This is a genomic window from Variovorax sp. GW821-FHT09B05, assembly GCF_059418265.1.
Map to the genome: position 1 here is coordinate 337,069 of NZ_JBWKPN010000006.1, position 18,462 is coordinate 355,530.

At 70.6% G+C, this 18,462-nt stretch carries 13 protein-coding genes; 4 read left to right on the forward strand and 9 right to left on the reverse strand.

The genetic code is table 11. The features are described 5' to 3' along the window. Window positions 1-30 precede the first annotated feature (30 nt). From AC07RM_RS18310 to AC07RM_RS18320, 3 genes are read left to right on the forward strand one after another with little or no spacing between them, the layout of a single operon-like run. Window positions 31-2,235: a type I secretion system permease/ATPase gene (locus tag AC07RM_RS18310; protein WP_495335425.1), complete on the forward strand. Its 2,205-nt coding sequence runs from the start codon at window positions 31-33 to the stop codon at window positions 2,233-2,235. After that, a complete protein-coding gene (locus AC07RM_RS18315) occupies window positions 2,232-3,590 on the forward strand; it encodes an HlyD family type I secretion periplasmic adaptor subunit (RefSeq protein WP_495335426.1) in 1,359 nt (452 codons plus the stop codon). Before AC07RM_RS18310 ends, AC07RM_RS18315 begins: the two co-directional genes overlap by 4 nt. Window positions 3,591-3,648: 58 nt before the next feature. Beyond that, a complete protein-coding gene (locus tag AC07RM_RS18320) occupies window positions 3,649-5,082 on the forward strand; it encodes a TolC family protein (RefSeq protein ID WP_495335427.1) in 1,434 nt (477 codons plus the stop codon). A 69-nt stretch (window positions 5,083-5,151) separates the two neighbouring features. Here AC07RM_RS18320 and AC07RM_RS18325 read toward each other — a convergent pair whose 3' ends face one another. The 3 genes from AC07RM_RS18325 to AC07RM_RS18335 all read right to left on the reverse strand — a co-directional run bounded on the left by AC07RM_RS18325 (window position 5,152) and on the right by AC07RM_RS18335 (window position 8,806). Then, on the reverse strand, window positions 5,152-6,543 hold the full coding sequence (locus AC07RM_RS18325; RefSeq protein ID WP_495335428.1) for an MFS transporter: 1,392 nt from the start codon (window positions 6,541-6,543) through the stop codon (window positions 5,152-5,154). 128 nt (window positions 6,544-6,671) lie between these two features. Then, a complete protein-coding gene (locus AC07RM_RS18330) occupies window positions 6,672-7,625 on the reverse strand; it encodes a tripartite tricarboxylate transporter substrate binding protein (RefSeq protein WP_495335429.1) in 954 nt (317 codons plus the stop codon). 56 nt (window positions 7,626-7,681) lie between these two features. Further along, window positions 7,682-8,806 carry a TauD/TfdA family dioxygenase gene (locus AC07RM_RS18335; RefSeq protein WP_495335430.1) on the reverse strand — a complete coding sequence of 375 codons (1,125 nt, stop codon included), beginning with the start codon at window positions 8,804-8,806 and terminating at the stop codon, window positions 7,682-7,684. A gap of 94 nt (window positions 8,807-8,900) precedes the next feature. Here AC07RM_RS18335 and AC07RM_RS18340 point away from each other — a divergent pair, with 94 nt between their 5' ends. After that, complete coding sequence (locus AC07RM_RS18340; protein ID WP_495335431.1) at window positions 8,901-9,800, forward strand: LysR family transcriptional regulator; 900 nt, start codon at window positions 8,901-8,903, stop codon at window positions 9,798-9,800. A gap of 34 nt (window positions 9,801-9,834) precedes the next feature. Here AC07RM_RS18340 and AC07RM_RS18345 read toward each other — a convergent pair whose 3' ends face one another. From AC07RM_RS18345 to AC07RM_RS18370, 6 genes are all read right to left on the reverse strand, one after another. Further along, complete coding sequence (locus tag AC07RM_RS18345) at window positions 9,835-11,586, reverse strand: Ig-like domain-containing protein (RefSeq protein ID WP_495335432.1); 1,752 nt, start codon at window positions 11,584-11,586, stop codon at window positions 9,835-9,837. A 226-nt stretch (window positions 11,587-11,812) separates the two neighbouring features. Continuing rightward, on the reverse strand, window positions 11,813-13,336 hold the full coding sequence (locus tag AC07RM_RS18350; protein WP_495335433.1) for an efflux transporter outer membrane subunit: 1,524 nt from the start codon (window positions 13,334-13,336) through the stop codon (window positions 11,813-11,815). 32 nt (window positions 13,337-13,368) lie between these two features. Beyond that, entirely contained in the window at window positions 13,369-14,487 is a 1,119-nt protein-coding gene (locus AC07RM_RS18355; protein ID WP_495335434.1) for an ABC transporter permease, read from the reverse strand. Between the two features lie 13 nt (window positions 14,488-14,500). After that, on the reverse strand, window positions 14,501-15,631 hold the full coding sequence (locus tag AC07RM_RS18360) for an ABC transporter permease (RefSeq protein WP_495335435.1): 1,131 nt from the start codon (window positions 15,629-15,631) through the stop codon (window positions 14,501-14,503). Further along, window positions 15,628-17,406 carry an ATP-binding cassette domain-containing protein gene (locus AC07RM_RS18365; RefSeq protein ID WP_495335436.1) on the reverse strand — a complete coding sequence of 593 codons (1,779 nt, stop codon included), beginning with the start codon at window positions 17,404-17,406 and terminating at the stop codon, window positions 15,628-15,630. The genes AC07RM_RS18360 and AC07RM_RS18365 overlap by 4 nt, the downstream gene beginning before the upstream one ends. Next, complete coding sequence (locus tag AC07RM_RS18370; protein WP_495335437.1) at window positions 17,403-18,419, reverse strand: HlyD family secretion protein; 1,017 nt, start codon at window positions 18,417-18,419, stop codon at window positions 17,403-17,405. Before AC07RM_RS18370 ends, AC07RM_RS18365 begins: the two co-directional genes overlap by 4 nt. Window positions 18,420-18,462 lie beyond the last annotated feature (43 nt).

Genomic DNA, 18,462 nt, shown 5'->3' on the forward strand with positions numbered 1-18,462 from the left:
AGGACGAAGCAAAACGAAACCAGGGATGGCATGGACACCGGACTCCTCGCGCTCGTGATGATGGCGGGCTACCACGGCGTGCCCGTCGACGAGGCCCAGCTCCGCCACGAGTGTGGTCATGAGCCGTTCACCGCACGGACGATCATCCTGGCGGCCAGGAAACTCGGGCTGACCGCCAAATTGGTCCGCCAGGCTCCTGAGCGCCTGGACCGCGCGCCTTTCCCCGCGATAGCGCTCGATCGCGAGGGCCGCTTCCTGATCGTCGGCCGATACGACGCAGGCAGCCCGGCGGAGAACCAACTGGCCACAGCGGCGGCGCGTGTCCTGATCCAGCGCGCGGGCGAGGCACCGCAGGTATTGGCCCTCGATACCTTCCTGGCCCAATGGTCCGGCGACCTGATCTTCTTCACCTCGAAGGCCAGCTACGCCGGCGACATCGCCAAGTTCGACTTCAGCTGGTTCATCCCCGCGGTCATCAAGTACCGCAAGCTCCTGGGCGAAGTGGTCCTGATCTCGCTCGTGCTGCAGGTCATCGGCCTGGTCACGCCGATGTTCTTCCAGGTCGTGATGGACAAGGTGCTGGTCAATCACGCGATGAAGACACTCAACGTCATCGCGATCGGTCTGGTGGGCGCTACGCTCTTCGAGGGCCTGCTCATCGGTATCCGCACCTATGTGTTCGCGCACACCAGCAGCAAGATCGACGTGGAGCTCGGCGCCCGGCTGTTCAGGCACCTCCTGTCCCTGCCCATCGGCTACTTCCAGGCGCGACGCGTGGGCGACTCGGTCGCGCGCATCCGGGAACTGGAGAACATCCGTTCCTTCCTGACCGGCAACGCGATCACGCTAGTGATGGACCTGTTGTTCTCCTTCGTCTTCCTGGCAGTGATGCTCTGGTACAGCGTCTGGCTCACTCTGGTCGTGTTGGCGTCCATCCCGATCTACGCCGGTCTCTCGGTCGTCTTCACGCCTATCCTGCGCGCACGACTGAACGAGAAGTTCAACCGCAGCGCCGAGAACCAGTCGTTCCTGGTCGAGACCATCGGCGGCATCGACACCGTCAAGGCGATGGCCGTCGAGCCGCGCTGGAGCCAGAAGTGGGACAAGCAGCTCGCCTCCTATGTCTCCGCCGGGCTCTCGGCCACCAACGTGTCGATGGTGGCGGGCGGAGGCGTGACGCTCGTGAGCAAGCTGGTGACTGCGGCGATCATGTGGATCGGCGCCTCGCTCGTGGTCGACAACAAGATGACCGTCGGGCAACTGGTCGCGTTCAACATGCTTGCCGGCCAGGTGTCCTCTCCGATCATCCGGCTCGCCCAGCTCTGGAACGACTTCCAGCAGGTTGGGATCTCAATGCAGCGGCTGGGCGACATCCTCAACGCGCGTACCGAGGTGGTCGGGCAGAAGACGCGGATTCCGCGGATCTCGGGCGAGCTCGAGTTCGACCAAGTGTCGTTTCGCTACCGCCCGGATGCGCCCGACGTGCTGCGCGCGGTGAATCTCAAGGTGCAGCCCGGCGAGGTGATCGGCATCGTCGGTCGCTCCGGGTCGGGCAAGAGCACACTGACGAAGCTGGTGCAGCGCCTCTACGTGCCCGATCGAGGCCGCGTGCTGGTCGACGGGCAGGATCTCGCGCTGATCGACACCGCTTCGCTGCGCCAGCAGATCGGGGTTGTGCTGCAGGAGAACATGCTGTTCAACCGCAGCATCCGCGACAACATCGCGCTGTCGAACCCGGCCCTTCCCATCGAGGCCATCATCGCCGCGGCGAAACTGGCTGGCGCGCACGACTTCATCAGCGAGCTGCCAGAAGGCTACGACACGATGGTGGGGGAGCACGGCACAGGGTTGTCGGGCGGGCAGCGCCAGCGCGTGGCCATCGCGCGCGCATTGATCGGCAACCCGCGCGTCCTGATCTTCGACGAGGCCACGAGTGCCTTGGACTACGAGTCGGAGAAGATCATCCAGGACAACATGCGCCTGATCTGCAGGGGCCGCACGGTGCTGATCATCGCCCACCGGCTCTCGGCGGTCCGCGAGGCGAGCCGGATCATCGTGATGGAGCGCGGCCAGATCGCCGAGCAGGGCTCGCATGTTCAGTTGCTGGGCATCCGCGACGGCATCTATCGGCATCTCCACGACCTGCAGTCGGGCAATGCGGGGCAAGCAGCCGGACTCCGGGTACCGCCGACTCAGCAGGCCTCGATTCAGTCGGCGGGAGTGGCCGCCAGATGAGCATTCGCCAGCGAGCGCAGGCCTATGGAGGCCTGCTGGCGCACTACCGTCGCGTGTTCGGTTTCCACTGGGAACGACGGCACGACCACCGACACGGCGTCTTCAATGAAGACGAGGCGGCGTTTATGCCCGCAGCCCTGTCGCTCCAGGAGCGCCCGGTGTCATCCACCGTCCGATGGACAGGGCGGGCCTTGATGGCCTTGATCGTCCTGGCGCTCGCATGGTCGATCCTTGGAAAGATCGACATCGTCGTGAACGCGACGGGCAAGGTGATCCCCAGCGGGCGCACCAAGAGCATCGCCTCGGTCGATACCGCGAGCGTGCGTGCGCTGCACGTGGTCGAAGGCCAGTTCGTGAAGGCGGGCGAGCCACTGCTGGAACTGGACACCAGCGCATCCGACGCCGAGCACGACAAGGCCTCGGGCGACGCCGTCGTGGCCGCCTTGCAGGCGGCCCGCTCCAGGGCCCTGGTCCGAGGCGTGGAAACGCTGAGCGCACCGCGACTTCCGGCCGTCGAAGGCGTGGCGTCGGAGCAATGGCAGGTGGAGCAGAACCATCTGCAGGGGCAGTACAGGGACTTTCGCAGTAAGCTCGAGCGCATCGACGGCGACATCCAGCGCTTCACGCATGCATTGGCCCTGGCCGCCCGGCAGGCCGAGGACTACAAGGAGCTGGCGCAGGCTCACGATGTCTCCATGCACGCCTACCTCGACAAGGAGCATGCCCGCGTTGATCTGCAGGGCCAGTTGGCGGATGCGCGCAACCAGCGCGCGGGGCTGATCGCGCAGACCCGCAAGGATGCGCTGGATGCGCTCACGGAAGGCGGCCGCGTGGAGCACGGCGCGCGGCAGGACGCCGTGCGCGCCGCCTCGCACAGCCGGCTGCTCAGGCTCACGGCGCCGGTCGACGGCACGGTGCAGCAGCTCGCGGTCCATACGGTCGGCGGTGTCGTGCCGGCCGCGCAGCCATTGATGCTGATCGTTCCGCAGCAGGACACGGTGGAGGTCGAGGCGTTTCTGGAGAACAAGGACATTGGCTTCGTGCGCGAAGGTCAGGAGGCGCAGGTCAAGGTTGATGCGTTCGACTACACGAAGTACGGCACCCTCGCCGGCAGGGTGACTCACGTCTCGCACGACGCCATCGAGGACGAGAAGCAGCAGGACGAGAAGAAGAGGCTGACCTACTCGGTCAAGGTCCAGCTCGACGCCCCCGCTTTGCAGGTCGACGGAAAGGCCGTGCCGCCGAGCCCTGGCATGTCGGTGAATGTCGAGGTGAAGACAGGCACGCGCCGGGTCATCGAGTACGTGCTGAGCCCGCTATTGCAGGAAGCGCATGAGAGCCTGGGTGAGCGTTGATCCGCACCGTGCCGTTGGCGGCGGGCAGCGCGGCGCTCGTCGTTCGCGCGTGCTCGCCATGTCCCTCGCCCTGATCTTTGGCAGTGTGGTGCTCGAGGCCCAGGCGTTCGACCTGGACGAGTTCCTGCATCCGGCCCTCCCGCGCGATCCCTTGCAGGTCATGCCCCCGGTGCTGCGCGACGGCACGGTGTTGCCCGGCGACGAGGCGCCGGTCGCGTGCGCCGACGATCCCGCGAATCCCGGGCCGATGACGCTGGAAGCCGCGATCGACCTCGCGATGTGCGGCAACCCGCAGGTCCGTGCGGCATGGGCCGCCGTGAAGGTGCAGGCGGGCGCGGTCGGCGAGGCGAAGGCGGCGTACCTGCCGACGCTGACGGGCTCGTTGAGCCGGTTGATCGACAAGACATGGTTCCCCGAAGGGAAGAACGATGCGATGCATGTGTCGGGCAACACCGTCTATGCGGCGCTGACCTGGCGCCTGCTCGACTTCGGCGGGCGCGAGGCGAACCTGGGCGCGGCAAGGAGCTTGCTGGCGGCCGCGTCGGCGACCCATGGCGCAACCTTGCAGAAGACCCTGGCGGCGGTGATCCAGGCCTACTTCGACATGCAGACCGCGCAGGCGGCCGTAGCAGCCAAGCAGGAGGCGCAGTCGATCGCCGACAGTACCCTGCAGACGGCCCGCCGGCGCGAGCTGCGCGGCGCGGGATCGAGCGGGGAAACCCTGCAGGCCGAGACCACGCTGGCGCGAGCGAGGCTCGACGCGAGCCGCGCCGAGGGCGAACTGAACAAGGCGAGGGCGGTCATGGCCTATGCGGTCGGCTTGCCGTCGGGCACGGCCATCGACCTGGCGCCGCTGGAGGAGCCGCGGGTCGAGGAGCTCTCGTCCTCGCTCTCGGACTGGCTCGCGCAGGCGCAACGGTTTCACCCCGCGATCGAGGCCGCGCGGGCCCAGGTCGAGGCGGCCCGGGCGCATGCCGAGGCCGTGCGTTCGGAAGGACTGCCTTCGCTCGATCTCTCCGCATCGTTCTACCAGAACGGTCGGCCCGGCCAGGGCTTGAGCACAACGCAGACGCGCGAGCGGATCATGGGCCTGACGCTGAACGTGCCGATCTTCGAGGGGTTCGCGCGGGGCTACAAGATCCAGGGCGCCGAGGCCTCGATCGAGCAGCGCGATGCGGAACTGCACGACGTCGAGCACCGCGTGGCGATGGAGGTGATCCAGGCGTATTCGGACGCGGACGCCTCGCTCAGGAATCTCGATGCGTTGCAAGCCCTGCTCTCGGCGGCCCAGTCATCGCTGGCGAGCTCCCAGCGCAAGTACGAGAAGGGAGCGGCCGATGTGCTGGAGATGCTCGCCACCCAGAAGGCGCTGGCGGATGCGCGACAGGAGCGGATCCGGTGTCTTTCGGAGTGGCGTTCCGCGAGCCTGCGGATCGTCTCCGCGGCGGGACGGCTCGGAAGGATGAAATTGAGCGGATCGCGCGTTGACTGATGGGCGAGAGCGCCCGGAGATCGTTCGAACGGCGCGCCGGAAATCCTCCGGGCCACAGCGATGCGCCAGCTAGACCGCCAGCGCCCGCCGCCGTAGCCGCATGAAGCTGAACACGGCGGCGCTCGCAGCGCACGCGGTGCCCAGCCACAGCGCGTACACCGCGCCATTCGTGCTCGACACATGGAAGCAGGCCGCCACCAGCGCCGCGCCCGAAGACTGGCCCAGGAGGCGCACCGTGCCGACCATGCCGCTGGCACCGCCGCTGCGCGAGGCCGGTGCCGACCCCATGATGGCGCGCAGGTTCGGCGACTGGAAGAAGCCGAAGCCCGCGCCGCACAGCGCCATGCGCCAGACGATGCCGGCCACCGTGGGATGCGGCGGCAGCAGCGCCAGCGACAGCAGGCCCAGCGCGAGCAGCGCCAGCCCGACGCCGCAGAGCATGCCCGACTCGTAGCGGTCCGACAGGCGCCCGGCCACGGGCGCCATCGCGGCCACCACCAGCGGCCACGGCGTGATGAGGAAGCCGGTCTCGACCTGCGAGTAGCCCAGCAGCGCCTGGAACAGGAAGGGCAGCGAGATGAAGGCCAGCGCCTGCGCCGCGAACGAGCACACGGCCGTGGCGGCCGACAGCGCGAACACGGGATTGCGCAGCAGGTCCACGGCCAGGATCGGCGCCGGGTGCCCGGACTGGCGTTTGAGCAGCCAGGCCAGCAGCCCGAAGCCCAGCACCGCCTGCACGATCACCGACTCGACGGTGGCTTGGTGCGCGGCCTCGGTGAGCGTGGAGGCCAGCAGCGCGAGCGCGGCGGCGCACAGCAGCGCGGCCAGGCCGTCGAAGCCGTGGCCGTGGCGCTCGGTGGCCGGCAGGAAGCGCAGGCCGTAGAACACCGCCACCGCGCAGATCGGCACGTTGATCAGGAACAGCCAGTGCCACGAGCCCAGCAGCAGCACCAGCGATGCCGCCGTGGGTCCGCCCGCGAAGGCCAGCCCCACGACGAGCGCGTTCACGCCCAGGCCGCGCCCCAGCATGCCCGACGGGTAGATGACGCGCACCAGCGCGCCGTTCACGCCCATCACGCCGGCGGCGCCCAGGCCCTGCACCACGCGCCAGCCGACCAGCGCGGGCAGCGAATCGGCCAGGCCGCAGCCCAGCGAGGACACGGTGAACAGCACCAGGCCCCAGAGGAACACGCGCCGGTGGCCGAGCACGTCGCCGAGCGCGGCGGCCGGCAACAGCGCGGCCACCATCGCGAGCTGGTAGCCGCTGACGACCCAGGTCGAGGCGGCCTCGCTCACGCGCAGTTCGTTGGCGATGGTGGGCAGGGCGGTGTTGGCGATCGCGGTGTCGAGGCTGGCCACGCACACGCCCAGCATGACGGCGAGCAGCGAACCGAAGCGTTCGTGGGCCGGCAGGCCCGGGCCGACCGCATGGATCTCTTGACGGGAAAACAGGGAGGCCATCGCTCGCGGAAAGAAGAGGGCTGCGGCGTCCGGCGACGCCGTGGGAGGACGCGAAGGCTAGTCTTAAGGGGAAACCCTTGCAGGCGCTCGGAGAAGCGCGTCGCGGGCCCGCGGCGCCCGCCCGCCGCTCACTCGGGTTTGGCGCCCGTGGCCGCCACCACCTTGCCCCAGCGCGTGATCTCGCTGCGCACGAAGGCGCCGAACTCGTCGGGGCCGGTGCCCATCGGCACCAGGCCTTCGTCCCTGAAGCGCGCGCGCATGAGCTCGGAGCCCAGCGCGGCGCGCGCGGCGTCGGCGATGCGCGCCACCAGCGGCGCGGGCATCTGCGCCGGCCCGAACAGGCCATACCACGAGCTGTACGCATAGCCGGGCAGCACTTCGGCCACGGCCGGCACGTCGGGAAAGGCCGCGAGGCGCTTCTCGCTCGTCACGCCCAGGGCCTTGAGGCGCTTCGCCTTCACGAGCTGCTGCACCGTGGCCACGCCCGCGAAGGCCAGGTCGATCTGTCCCGCCACCACGTCGGCGATGGCCGGCCCGGTGCCCTTGTAGGGCACGCCCACGATGTCGATGCCCGCGTCGCGCTTGAGCATCTCGCCCGCGAGGTGGTTGGCGCTGCCCATGCCCGCGATCGCCACGTTGAGCTTGCCCGGTTCGCGCCTGGCCAGCGCGATCAGCTCGCGCACGTCGTTGGCCTTGAGCGTGGGCCGCGCGATCAGGATGGCCGGCAGGCTGGCGATGCCCGCGAGCGGCGTGAAGTCCTTCAGCGGATCGAAGGGGAGGTTCGAGTACAGCGAGGCATTGATGGCGTGGCTGGTGTAGCTCAGCAGCAGCGTGCTGCCGTCGGTGGGCGCCTTGGCCACGGCCAGTGCCGCGATGTTGCCGGCCGCGCCCGGGCGGTTCTCGACGATGAACTGGTGGCCCAGGCGCGTGGTGAGCTCCTGCGCCAACGCGCGCGCCACGATGTCGGTGCCGCCGCCGGGCGTCGCGCCCACGAGCAGGCGCGTGACCTGCTGCGCGCGAACGCCGAAGCTCGCGAGGGCCGAGGCGCTGGCGCCCGCGGCGATGAATCTGCGTCGAAGCATGCTTGTCTCTCTTTCGTTGTCATCGGGGGCCGGGCCGGCCGGTGCCGGCGCGCGGTTCAGGCCAGGGCGTCCGCCGCCAGCCGCTTCGGCCGCCAGGGCTCGAGCCGCATGTTCAGGGCCCGGGCCTGCCGCTGCTCGTAGGCCAGGAACTCGGACGTGATCGCGCTGCCGCGAACGCCGCCGCGCACCGCGCCGGCACGCACGTCGCCGTAGTACTCCTCGAAGGCGGCGGGCAGCGGTTGCGACGAGGGGATCGCGAGCCACAGGCGCAGCAGGTGGCGCTTGTCGTCGGGAGCCTCGAAGTCCTCGAAGGGCGTGCGCGAATGCAGGGTCACGTAGTTGTTGAGCAGCTGCATGTCGCCGCGCTCCAGGGTCATGGAGTAGCACAGCAGCGGGCTCGGCATCAGCTCGTCGAGCAGGTCGAGAGCCTCCACCTGCTGCGGCGTGAGGCGCGGCACCTCGGGGAAGTCGCGCTGTGCCGCATCGGTGTTCTTGCGGTTGGTGCGCGCGGCGAAATGCACCGGGTCGCTGCCGAAGATCGGGCAGCGGTAGTACGGCGGCTGCGACGGATCCTGCGTGCCCTGGTAGCTGTGGAAGAAGGGCTGCTGCAGCACCGGGATCAGGTCGGGGCGCAGGCGCTGCACCTCGTCGCGCAGCCGGATCGAGCTGATGACCTTGCTGGTGCCGCCGCTCTTGGCCGTGCGCCGGCACAGCAGGCCCACCACGTCGCACGAGTCCTGGTGGAAATCGAGGCCGGCGCTGGTGTTGTAGCCGCGGCCGCCCTTGACCTTGTAGTCGCCGCCTTCGTCACGCACGTCGTTCATGACCTGGCTGGCGCGGTTCTGCGTGCGGCCGACGCCCATGTGCAGGCTCATGCCCCAGTAGGCGGTGCGCGTCTCGTCCTCGCTCCATTCGTCGACCGGAAAGCCCTTGAGCAGGCACATGCCCCAGCGGCCCTGCGTGGTCGCGATGGCGCGGGCCAGCGCTTCGCGCGAGGCCGCGGGCAGCGGGAAATCGGCCTGCGTCATCGAGAGCAGCGGCTTGCCGAGCGCGGCCGCATGCCGCAGCGCCGAGCGGAAGCCGTCGACCTCCGTCTCGCTGAGGCGCTGGATCCAGGAACTGTCCTGGCGCACCTCTTCGGCGGTCCAGGCGAGGGGGGCGGCGGGTTGCGTGTCTTTCATTCGATCGGGTCCTCGGGTGTCGTTCGAAAAAGTCTAGGACCGCGCGATGCAAAGAAAAAGCGACACTATTTCAAGTCTTAGATAAGGAAATTTGATGAAGATCGATGCCTTCTCCACGCTCGACGCCGTGCTGCGCGGCGGCACCCTGGCGGCCGCCGCGCACGAGATGAACCTCACGCCCAGCGCCATCAGCATGCAGATGAAGCAGCTCGAGGCCTACCTGGGCCAGCCGCTGTTCGACCGCTCGGGCCTGCAGGTCAGGCCGATGAAGCTGGCGCACGAGGTCTCCTCGGTCATGCGCGATGCGCTGCAGCAGCTCGAGTCGCTGCGCAAGCGCGCGACCGTGAGCATCGAGGGCAGCGTGCGGCTCGGCGTGATCGAGTCGATGCAGCCCATCGTGCTGCCCGCCACGATGCGGCTGCTGCGCGAGCGCTATCCGCGCCTGGAACTGCGTCCGGCGCGCGGCCGCAGCGCGTCGCTGATCGCGGCGGTGAAGGCCGGTGACCTCGATGCGGCGCTGGTGGCGCAGCCCGAGAGCGGCGGTTCGGCGCGGCTGCGCTGGCAGCCGATGCTGCGGCGCGAGCTGGTGCTGGTGGCGCCGCCCACGGCCACCGAGAGCTCGGTGGCCGCGCTGTTCAAGCAGTACGACTGGATCCGCTATGACCGCTCCACCGTCACCGGCACGCTGGCCGCGCGCTTCGTGAGCACGCAGGTGCGCGAGAAGCGCGGCACGCTGGAGTTCGACAGCACGCCCGCCATCGTGGCCATGGTCAGCGGCGGCCTGGGCATCTCGGTGGTGCAGATCGCGGACCCGGGGCTGGTGGCGACCTACCCGGTGCGCATCGTGCGGCTCGGCCGCGGCGCGCCGATGCTGCAGCTGTCGCTGGTCACGCGCAAGACCGACGACGACAGCCGCACGCTGGCCGCGATGCGCGAGGCCATGCACACGGCGCTGATGACGGCGCAGCGGCAGCGCAGCGACCGGGGCATGTAGGGTTGCGCTACAGGTCCTCGGGCCGCAGGCCGCCCTACAAGTCCTCGGGCCGCAAGCCGCCCTCGACGCGCACGCCGCCCGACACGGCCGCGATGTTGCCGGCCGCGTCCGAGGCACGCACCTCGATCACCGCATGGCCGGCACGCGTCGGCGTCCAGTTGCAGACGTAGGGCGCGGCGCGCAGCGTGCAGACGGTGCGGCCGTCGGCGATGAACTTGAGCTCGGCCACCGCCACGTTGTCGGCCGCGCTCGCGGCCAGGCGCAGCGGCAGGCCGGCCGCGGCGGTCGGCGGCGCCACGAAGGCCACGGCGGGCGGCAGCGTGTCGGCCGGCGGGTTGACCATCACGTTGGCCGAGGCCACCGCCGTGTTGCCGGCCGCGTCCATCGCGATCACGCGGATGGTCTGCATGCCCGGCGCGGTCGGCGTCCAGCTGCAGGTGTAGGGCGGCGCGGTGAAGCTGCAGATCGGCAGGCTCTGCGCGCCCATCACCTTGAGGCCCCACACGCCCACGTTGTCGACCGCCACCGGCGCCAGCGTCACCGGCTGGCCCACGGTGGCCATGGCCGGGGCGGCCAGCGAGACCACGGGCTTGTGCTCGTCGGGCAGGCCCAGCGGCAGGTCGATGGAGAACATGGCCTGGCCGCGCACCGCCTTCTGCTCGAAGGCATCGAAGATGGTGAACCAGCTCGCGCCCGGCGCGCGGCCCGGTGCCTGCGCCTTCACCAGCAGGTTGGTCTTGCCGACCGCGAAGCAGGTGAAGCCGCAGCGCCAGTCGAAGACGAAGCGCCCGCCCGCGTCCGACACGCCCTGCGCGATCGGCTCCAGCGGCTTGCCCGCGCCCGGATCGCGCCACACCCAGACCTGCGCGCCGGGCAGCGCCGCGCCGCCTTCGCGCTCGCTCACGCGCACCTGGGTGGCGGTGGTGCCGGCCATGAACTTCGAGCTGCCGAGCTTGGGCCAGTTGCTCCAGTCGGTGTCGAGGTTGGCCTTCGTGCCCTCGGTGAAGCGGATCATCTCGAGCGTGGCGACGCGGTTGGCCGCGGGGTCGAAGCGCTCCTCGAACACCGTGCCCAGCAGCGGATCGAGCCGCCAGTGCTGGCGCGGCCACCAGTAGCGGTCGGCGGGCTTGGTGAGGTCGAGGTCGGCCTTGGGCGCGACGTCCGTGGTGTCGGCCACCGCGATCGCGTTGTAGTACTCGCCCGAGCCGGCGCCGAACACGTGCTCGAGCTCGTGCAGCAGGGTCTTGAGCTGGCGCCCGAGGTAGTCCTTCTCGGTCGACTCGACGGCGCCGGGCGCGATGGCGCGCGACAGGCGCAGCGGGTCGTGGATCGCGGTCCAGTTGAGGTTCCAGGTCGCGCCGCGCGCCGGAAAGGTCCAGCTCATCGTCAGGCCGCCATGGCTGTAGCCGCGCGTCGACTTGTTGATGCAGACCGCGATCTCGCCGTTGACCAGGCCGTTGAGGCTGCACTGCGGTGCCTGGGCCGGCGCGATCCATTGCAGGTCGGCGGCGGGGTCGAAGCCGAAGCCGCGCACCGATTCGCGCGTGAAGACGGTGTTCACGTCGGCCACGTACTGCGCGAGCCGGCGGCCGGCCTCGGTGCCGCCGATCTCGGCCGCGAGTTGCGGATCGACGAAGAACTTCAGGCGGTGGACGCTGGCGGTGCCACGGCCGATCTCGTCGAGCACGACCGCGCCCGAGGGCGATGCGACCAGCAGGGCCACCGCCCCCAGCAGGGCGGCGCACAGCCGGCGTACGCCGGCTTGCAGCGAGGAGAAGGCTCGCATCGGTCTTCCCCGCGGCGGGGGCGCAAAGCGCGAACGGTCGGCGCCGGGAGCCGGCCGTTCGCCGTGCGCGACCCCCGTCGGGCGGCCCTGCGATGCAGGGGGTGCCGGGAGTGCCGATCGGGCCGCGCCTCAGGGGCGCGCGGACAAAACCCATCCGTCAACTACCGAAACCGGTAGTAATTCTAGATGGATTGTGTGTTTGTGTTTCAAACGTTGTTGCAATGTATCAAATTGGCGGCCCCGATGCCGCCGCGGCGACCGCTTCCTCGGGCGGCGCGCTGCCCAGCGCCTTGCAGACCGCGACCCAGTCCACGGCCAGCCGGCTGCGGCTCTGGGCCCGGTCGCGCTGGGCCTGCAGCAGGGTGCGGCGGGCATCGAGCGCCACGCCGAAATCGGTGAGACCGCCTGCGTAGCGCGCCTGCGCGAGCGCCAGCGCATCGGCGCTCTCGCGCTCGCGCTCGGCCAGCTCGGCCTGGCGGCGGCGCTCGGCCGCATAGGCGCTGAGCGCGCCGTCGATCTCGTGCCAGGCCTTGAGCACCGTCTGCTGGAAGGCCACCGCCACTTCCTGCTGCTGCAGCTCGCGCAGGGTCACGGTGCTGCGGCGCCTTCCCATGTCGAAGATCGGCAGGCTCAGCGAGGGGCCGACCTGCCACTGCCGGCTGCCCCAGTCGCCGAAGCGCTCGTGGCCCACCGATTCGTTGCCGAAGCTCGCGCCCAGCGTCACGCGCGGATAGAGCTCGGCCACCGCCACGCCCACGCGCGCGGTGGCCGCATGCAGCTGGGCCTCGGCCGCGGCGATATCGGGCCGGCGCCGCGCGAGTTCGGCCGGCAGGCCCAGCGCGAGTTCGGGCAGGACGCGGTCTTGCGTGGTGGCATCGGCCGGCGCCGCGAGCTCGGCATTGAGCGCGCCCGGCGCGGCGCCGAGCAGCAGCGTGATCTGGTTCATCGCCTGCGCCTCCTGCTGAAGCAGCGCCGGAATGCGGCCGCGCAGCTCGGCCAGCAGGCCGCGCTGGCGCACCGGGTCGAGCTCGGTCACGAGGCCGCCGCGCGCGCGGGCCTGCACCAGCTCGAGCGACTCGCCGGCGGCTGCGAGGTCGGCGCGCGCCAGCTGCAGCTCGCGCTGGCTGCCGCGCAACTCGACGTAGTTGCGCGCGACCTCGGCCTGCACGCTGAGCTGTGCCTGCCGCAGCAGCGCGGCCGAGGCGGCGCTGTCGGCATCGGCGGCCTCGACCGCGCGCCGCACGCGGCCCCAGAGGTCGATCTCCCACGAGGCGTCGAAGCCGGCCTGGTAGAGATCGAAGGGCTGCGACAGCGAGCGGATCAGCTGCTCGCGGTTGCTGGCCGACGAACCGAGCGCATCGATCATGCGCGTGGCCGCGCCGCTCTCGCTCTGCCGCTGGCGGTTGACGCCCGCGCTCGCCTCGAGCTGCGGCCCCCGTTGTGCCGCGGTCGCGCTGCGCTGGGCGCGGCTCTGTGCGAAGCGCAAGGCGGCCGTCTGGAGGTCGTGGTTGGCCGCGAGCGCGCGCGCCTGCAGGCGCTCGAGCAGCGGATCGCCGAAGGCCTTCCAGTCGCTGGGGGCGGCCGAGGCGCCGGCGCGCCGCTCGGCGCCGAGCAGCGCATCGGCGCCGCCGTGCCAGGCCGACCAGTCGGCGGGGGCCGACGCCTCGGCGGGGCGATGGTCGGGGCCGACCGCGCAGCCCGACAGCGCGAGGGCGAGCACCAGCGGTGCGAGGGCATGAGGGATGGACATGTCTTCTTCTCCAGACGTGGGATGGCGCGCGTTCAGGCGAGCTTGTGCCGGAACAGCCAGGCCGCCAGCGGCAGCGTGACCACGGCGATGACCGAGAGCGGAATGAGATTGGCCGCCACCGTCGAGAGCCCGACACCCTCGAGGTAGACGCGCTGCACCAGGTCGATCGCGAAGCGCAGCGGATTGGCCAGCGTGGCTATCTGCAGCAGCTCGGGCATGTTGCGCACCGGCGTGGTCAGGCCCGACAGCAGCATCATCGGCATCAGCAGCACGAAGGTGTAGAGCATGGCCTGCTGCATGTTGGCCGACACCGCCGAGATCGACAGCCCGATGCCCACGCTCGCGACGGTGAAGAACACCAGCCCGGTGTAGAGCGTGAACAGCGAGCCCGCCATCGGGATGCCGAACCAGAAGCGCGCCACCAGCAGCACCAGCGAGGACTGCACCAGTCCGACCAGCACCGGCGGCAGCGCCTTGCCGACCATGATCTCGAGCGGCGACATCGGCGTCACCAGCAGCTGGTCGAAGGTGCCCTGTTCGCGCTCGCGCGCCACCGACAGCGCGGTCAGGAGCAGCGTCTGCACCATGCTGAGCGCGGCGATCATGCCGGGCAGCAGGTTCCAGCGCGTCTCGAGGTTGGGGTTGAACCAGGCGCGCGACTCCACGGCCAGCGGCGCCGGCGCCAGGCCCGCGCGGCTGCGCAGCTCGGCGTTGTAGCGCTCCACCACCGCGCCCACGTAGCCCGCGGCCGAGCCCGCGGTATTGGAGTTGCGCGCATCGAGGATCAGCTGCACCGGCGCGCGCTGGCCGGCCGCGAGCCGCTGCTCGAAGTCGGGGCCGAGCTGCACCACCAGCAGCGCCTTCTGCGTGTCGATGACCTCGCGGATGTCGGCCTGGGTGCGCAGCGTGGCGACGCGGTGGAACACGCCGGTGCCGTCGAGCCGCGCGACCAGCTCGGTGGCCGCGCCGCCATGGCTCTGGTCGAGCAGCGCATAGGGCACGTTGCTGAGGTCGTAGGTGGCGGCGTAGCCGAAGATCAGGCTCTGCATCAGCGCCGGCACGACCAGGATCACGCGGCTCGCGGGGTCCTTGAGGATCGCGAGCAGCTCCTTGCGGCAGAGGTTGGCGATGCGCAGCAGGAAGTCGAGCATGGTGCGGGTCCTTTCAGTCCAGGCGCTTGCGCGTGACCGCGCGCGCCAGCGCCAGCAGGCCCACCGCATAGGCGGCGAGGATGGCGCAGTCGCGCCAGATCAGCGGCCAGACGTCGCCCGCGAGGAACAGCGTCTTGACCAGCTCCATGAAGTAGGTGGCCGGCAGTGCATGCCCGATCACCTGCACCGCCAGCGGCGTGTTGCGCAGGTCGAACAGGAAGCCCGACAGCATCATCGAGGGCAGGAAGGTGGCGATCAGCGCCACCTGGCTGGCGAGGAACTGGTTGCGCGTGACCGAGGAGATCACCAGGCCCAGGCTCACCGCCACGACCAGGTAGAGCATCGAGCTCAGCACCACCACGACCAGCGAGCCGTACATCGGCACCGCGAACAGGAAGCGCGCGGCCAGCAGGCACAGCGCCAGCCCCAGCATGCCGACCGCGAAGTAGGGCACGATCTTCGCCAGCAGGATCTCGACCGGCCGCACCGGCGTGACGAACAGCGCCTCGAGCGTGCCGCGCTCCCATTCGCGCGCCATCACCAGCGCGGTGAGGAAGGCGCCGACCAGCGTCATGATCAGCACGATCAGCCCCGGCACCAGGTACCAGGTGCTGGTGTTGGCGGCGTTGAACCACATGCGCTGCTCGACCGTCACGCTGCCGATGGCGGGCGCGGCACTGGCGTTGCCGCCGCGGTCGGCCTGTCGCAACGCCGACTGGCCGATGGCCGCGTTGAGGTACTGCAGCACGATGGTCGCGCGGCCCGCGTCGGCGCCGTGCACGATCACCTGCACGCGCGCCTGGCCGGCCGCGAGCGTGCGCGAGAAATCCGAGGGCACGCGCACGATGGCGTCGATGCGGCGCTCGCGCATCAACTGCTCCGCCTCGTGCATCGAGGCCAGCGGTATCGGCGCGAGCGTGGGCGAGAGCTGCAGCCCGGCCATCGCCTCGTGGGCGCCGGGCGAGGCGTCCTCGAACACGATCGCCACCGGCGCATGCTTGACGTCGAGCGACATGCCGTAGCCGAAGATCAGGATCAGCACCATCGGCAGCAGGATGCCGATCGCGAGGTTGCTGCGGTCGCGCAGCAGCTGCCGGAACTCCTTGCGCGTGAGCGAGACCAGGCGGGACCAGAAGCCGCTCATGACTGCACCTTCTCCTTCCGTGCCTTCTCGACGATGCCGATGAAGGCCTGCTCCATGTCGATGCGGCGCGCATCGTGCTCGCTGTGTGCGTCGCCCAGCGCCTGGGCGCGCACCTCGCGCGGCGTGCCGATGGCCAGCAGCCGGCCCGCGTCCTGGATCACGATGCGGTCGCAGTACTCGGCCTCTTCCATGAAGTGGGTGGTGATCACGACCGTGGTGCCGGCCTCGGCCAGCGCCGTGATGCGGCGCCAGAACTCGCGCCGCGCGAGCGGGTCGGCGCCGCTGGTGGGCTCGTCGAGGAACAGGATCTCGGGCTCGTGCAGCAGGCCGGTGGCCATCGCCAGGCGCTGGCGGTAGCCGCCGGGCAGCTGGCCGCTGGGCGCGTCGATCTCGCGCGCCAGGTCGAACTGGCGCAGCACCGCGTCCATGCGCTCGCGCAGCCGCTGGCCGCGCAGGCCGTAGGCGCCGCCGAAGAATTCGAGGTTCTCGCGCACGCTGAGGTTGCCGTAGAGCGCGAACTTCTGCGAGACGTAGCCGATGCGCCGGCGCGCCTGCGCGCGCGCATGGCGCAGGTCGACGCCGGCCACGCGCAGTTGCCCGCCGCTGGCCGGCAGCAGGCCGCAGAGCATGCGGAAGGTGGTGGTCTTGCCCGCGCCGTTGGGGCCCAGCAGGCCGAAGATCTCGCCGCGCCGCACGCTGAAGCTGGTGCTGGCGACGGCGATGAAATCGCCGAAGCGGCGCACCAGGTCCTTGACCTCGATGACGGTGTCGCCGGGCGTGGAGGAGGAGGGCGCCGGCTGCCGCGCGATCGGCTCGGCGGGCTTCGGCGTCGGGTCTTCCTGCGTGCGCAGCAGCGTCATGAAGCCGTCCTCGAGCCGCGGCGCCACGGGCTCGGCGGCCGCGCCCTCGAGCAGCGCTTCGATGCCTGCCTCGTCCGCGTTGTCGCGCCGCACGAAGCGCACCTCGCCGCCCTGCGGCACCGCGTCCACGATCTCGGCGCGCGCATCGAGCAGCCGCGCCTGCAGCCGCCGCGGCGGCTCGCCGGCCGGCGGCGCCGCCACGAAGCACAGGCCCTGCGCGCGGTCGCGGATCTCCTCGGGCGCGCCCTGCGCCACGAGCCGTCCCTCGCGCAGCACGAACACGCGCGCGCAACGTTCGGCCTCGTCGAGGTAGGCGGTGCTCACGATGACCGAGAGCTTCTCGTCGTCCACCAGCTGCTGCACGATCTGCCACAGCTCGCGCCGCGACAGCGGATCGACGCCCACCGTGGGCTCGTCGAGCAGCAGCAGCTCGGGCGAACGCACCAGCGTGCAGGCCAGCCCGAGCTTCTGCTTCATGCCGCCCGAGAGCTTGCCCGCGGGCCGGTCGGTGAAGCGGCCGAGGTCGGTCATCTCCATCAGCCGGCCGTAGCGCGCGCGCCGCTCCTCGCGCGGCACGCCGTGCAGGTCGGCATAGAGGTCGAGGTTCTCCTGCACGCTGAGGTCGTCGTAGAGGCCGAAGCGCTGCGGCATGTAGCTGATGCGGTCCTGCACCGCCTGCGGGTCGGCGGCCACGTCGATGCCGAGCACGCGCAGCTCGCCGGCATCGACGCGCAACAGGCCGGCCATCAGCCGCAGCAGCGTGGTCTTGCCGGCGCCATCGGGGCCGACCAGCGCGGTCAGCGTGCCGGGCGGCACCTCGAGCGCGATGTCGTCGAGCGCGTGCACGGTCTTCTTCGCGGGCTTGACGACGAAGCGCTTGTGCAGGCCGCGCGCGAGGACGGCAGGGGCGTTCACTTGCCGGCCGTTCCGGAGGACGCGAGCCGCAGCGTGACGGTGGCCGGCATGCCCAGCCGCAGCCGGTCCTCCCTGTCGTCGACCATCACGCGGATCTCGTAGACGAGGCTGCTGCGCAGCTCCTCGGTCTGCACGGTCTTGGGCGTGAACTCCGCCACCGAGGCGATGTAGCCCACCTTGCCCGCGATCGCATGATCGGGCTGGCTGTCGGTGGTCACGCTGGCCTCCTGCCCGGCCTGGATGCGGCCGAGGTCGGGCTCGGCCACGTAGGCCCGCACCCACTTGGGATCGGTGATCGCGAGCGTGAAGGCCGGGCGCTGCGGCGAGGCCATGTCGCCGGGCTCGAGCAGCCGCGCGCGCACCACGGCGTCGATCGGTGCCTTGAGCTCGGCCTCCTCGAGCTCGTGCTTCATCAGCGCGAGTTCGGCGCGCGCCGCCTCGAGCTGGGCCTGGGCCTGGCCGATGTCCTCCTTGCGCGGCCCGCTCACCACCAGTTGCCGCGCCTTGCGCGCGTTGTCGAGCTGGGCCTGCGCGACCTTGCGCCGCGCCTGGGCGCTCTCGAGGTCCTGCTGGCTCACCGCGCGGCCCGCGGTCGACTGGCCGATGGCCTGCAGCCGCGCGAGCTGCTGCGCCGCGAGCTCGGCATCGGCCTGGGCGGCGCTCACCTGGGCCTCGGCCTGCGCGATCTCCTCGGGCCGGCTGCCGGTCTTCAACCGCAGCAGCGCCTGTTCCTGCACGCCGATGCGCGCCTGCGACTGCGCCACGCGCAGCGCCAGGGTGCGCGTGTCGAGGCGGCCGATGACCTGGCCCGCGCGCACCCGGTCGCCCTCGCGCACCGCGAGCTCGGCCACGCGCTCGCTGCCGCTGAAGGCCAGCGACACCTGGCGCAGGTCGACGTTGCCGTGGAGCACGATGCGGTCGGACGGTGCCGGCGAGCGGCCGAAGTACCAGGCACCGGCGGCCGCGGCGGCCAGCACGACGACGGCGAGGGCGATCAGGGGTTTCTTGGTCATGGCGTTTTTTGGCGAAAGCGGAAGGAGCGCCTGGATCGTATCA

Coding starts and splice junctions, on each gene's coding strand:
- AC07RM_RS18360 (WP_495335435.1), bottom strand. CDS start 15,631: ATGAGCGGCTTCTGGTCCCGCCTGGTCTCGCTCACGCGCAAGGAGTTC.
- AC07RM_RS18315 (WP_495335426.1), top strand. CDS start 2,232: ATGAGCATTCGCCAGCGAGCGCAGGCCTATGGAGGCCTGCTGGCGCAC.
- AC07RM_RS18320 (WP_495335427.1), top strand. CDS start 3,649: ATGTCCCTCGCCCTGATCTTTGGCAGTGTGGTGCTCGAGGCCCAGGCG.
- AC07RM_RS18335 (WP_495335430.1), bottom strand. CDS start 8,806: ATGAAAGACACGCAACCCGCCGCCCCCCTCGCCTGGACCGCCGAAGAG.
- AC07RM_RS18345 (WP_495335432.1), bottom strand. CDS start 11,586: ATGCGAGCCTTCTCCTCGCTGCAAGCCGGCGTACGCCGGCTGTGCGCC.
- AC07RM_RS18355 (WP_495335434.1), bottom strand. CDS start 14,487: ATGCTCGACTTCCTGCTGCGCATCGCCAACCTCTGCCGCAAGGAGCTG.
- AC07RM_RS18370 (WP_495335437.1), bottom strand. CDS start 18,419: ATGACCAAGAAACCCCTGATCGCCCTCGCCGTCGTCGTGCTGGCCGCC.
- AC07RM_RS18350 (WP_495335433.1), bottom strand. CDS start 13,336: ATGTCCATCCCTCATGCCCTCGCACCGCTGGTGCTCGCCCTCGCGCTG.
- AC07RM_RS18330 (WP_495335429.1), bottom strand. CDS start 7,625: ATGCTTCGACGCAGATTCATCGCCGCGGGCGCCAGCGCCTCGGCCCTC.
- AC07RM_RS18325 (WP_495335428.1), bottom strand. CDS start 6,543: ATGGCCTCCCTGTTTTCCCGTCAAGAGATCCATGCGGTCGGCCCGGGC.
- AC07RM_RS18340 (WP_495335431.1), top strand. CDS start 8,901: ATGAAGATCGATGCCTTCTCCACGCTCGACGCCGTGCTGCGCGGCGGC.
- AC07RM_RS18310 (WP_495335425.1), top strand. CDS start 31: ATGGACACCGGACTCCTCGCGCTCGTGATGATGGCGGGCTACCACGGC.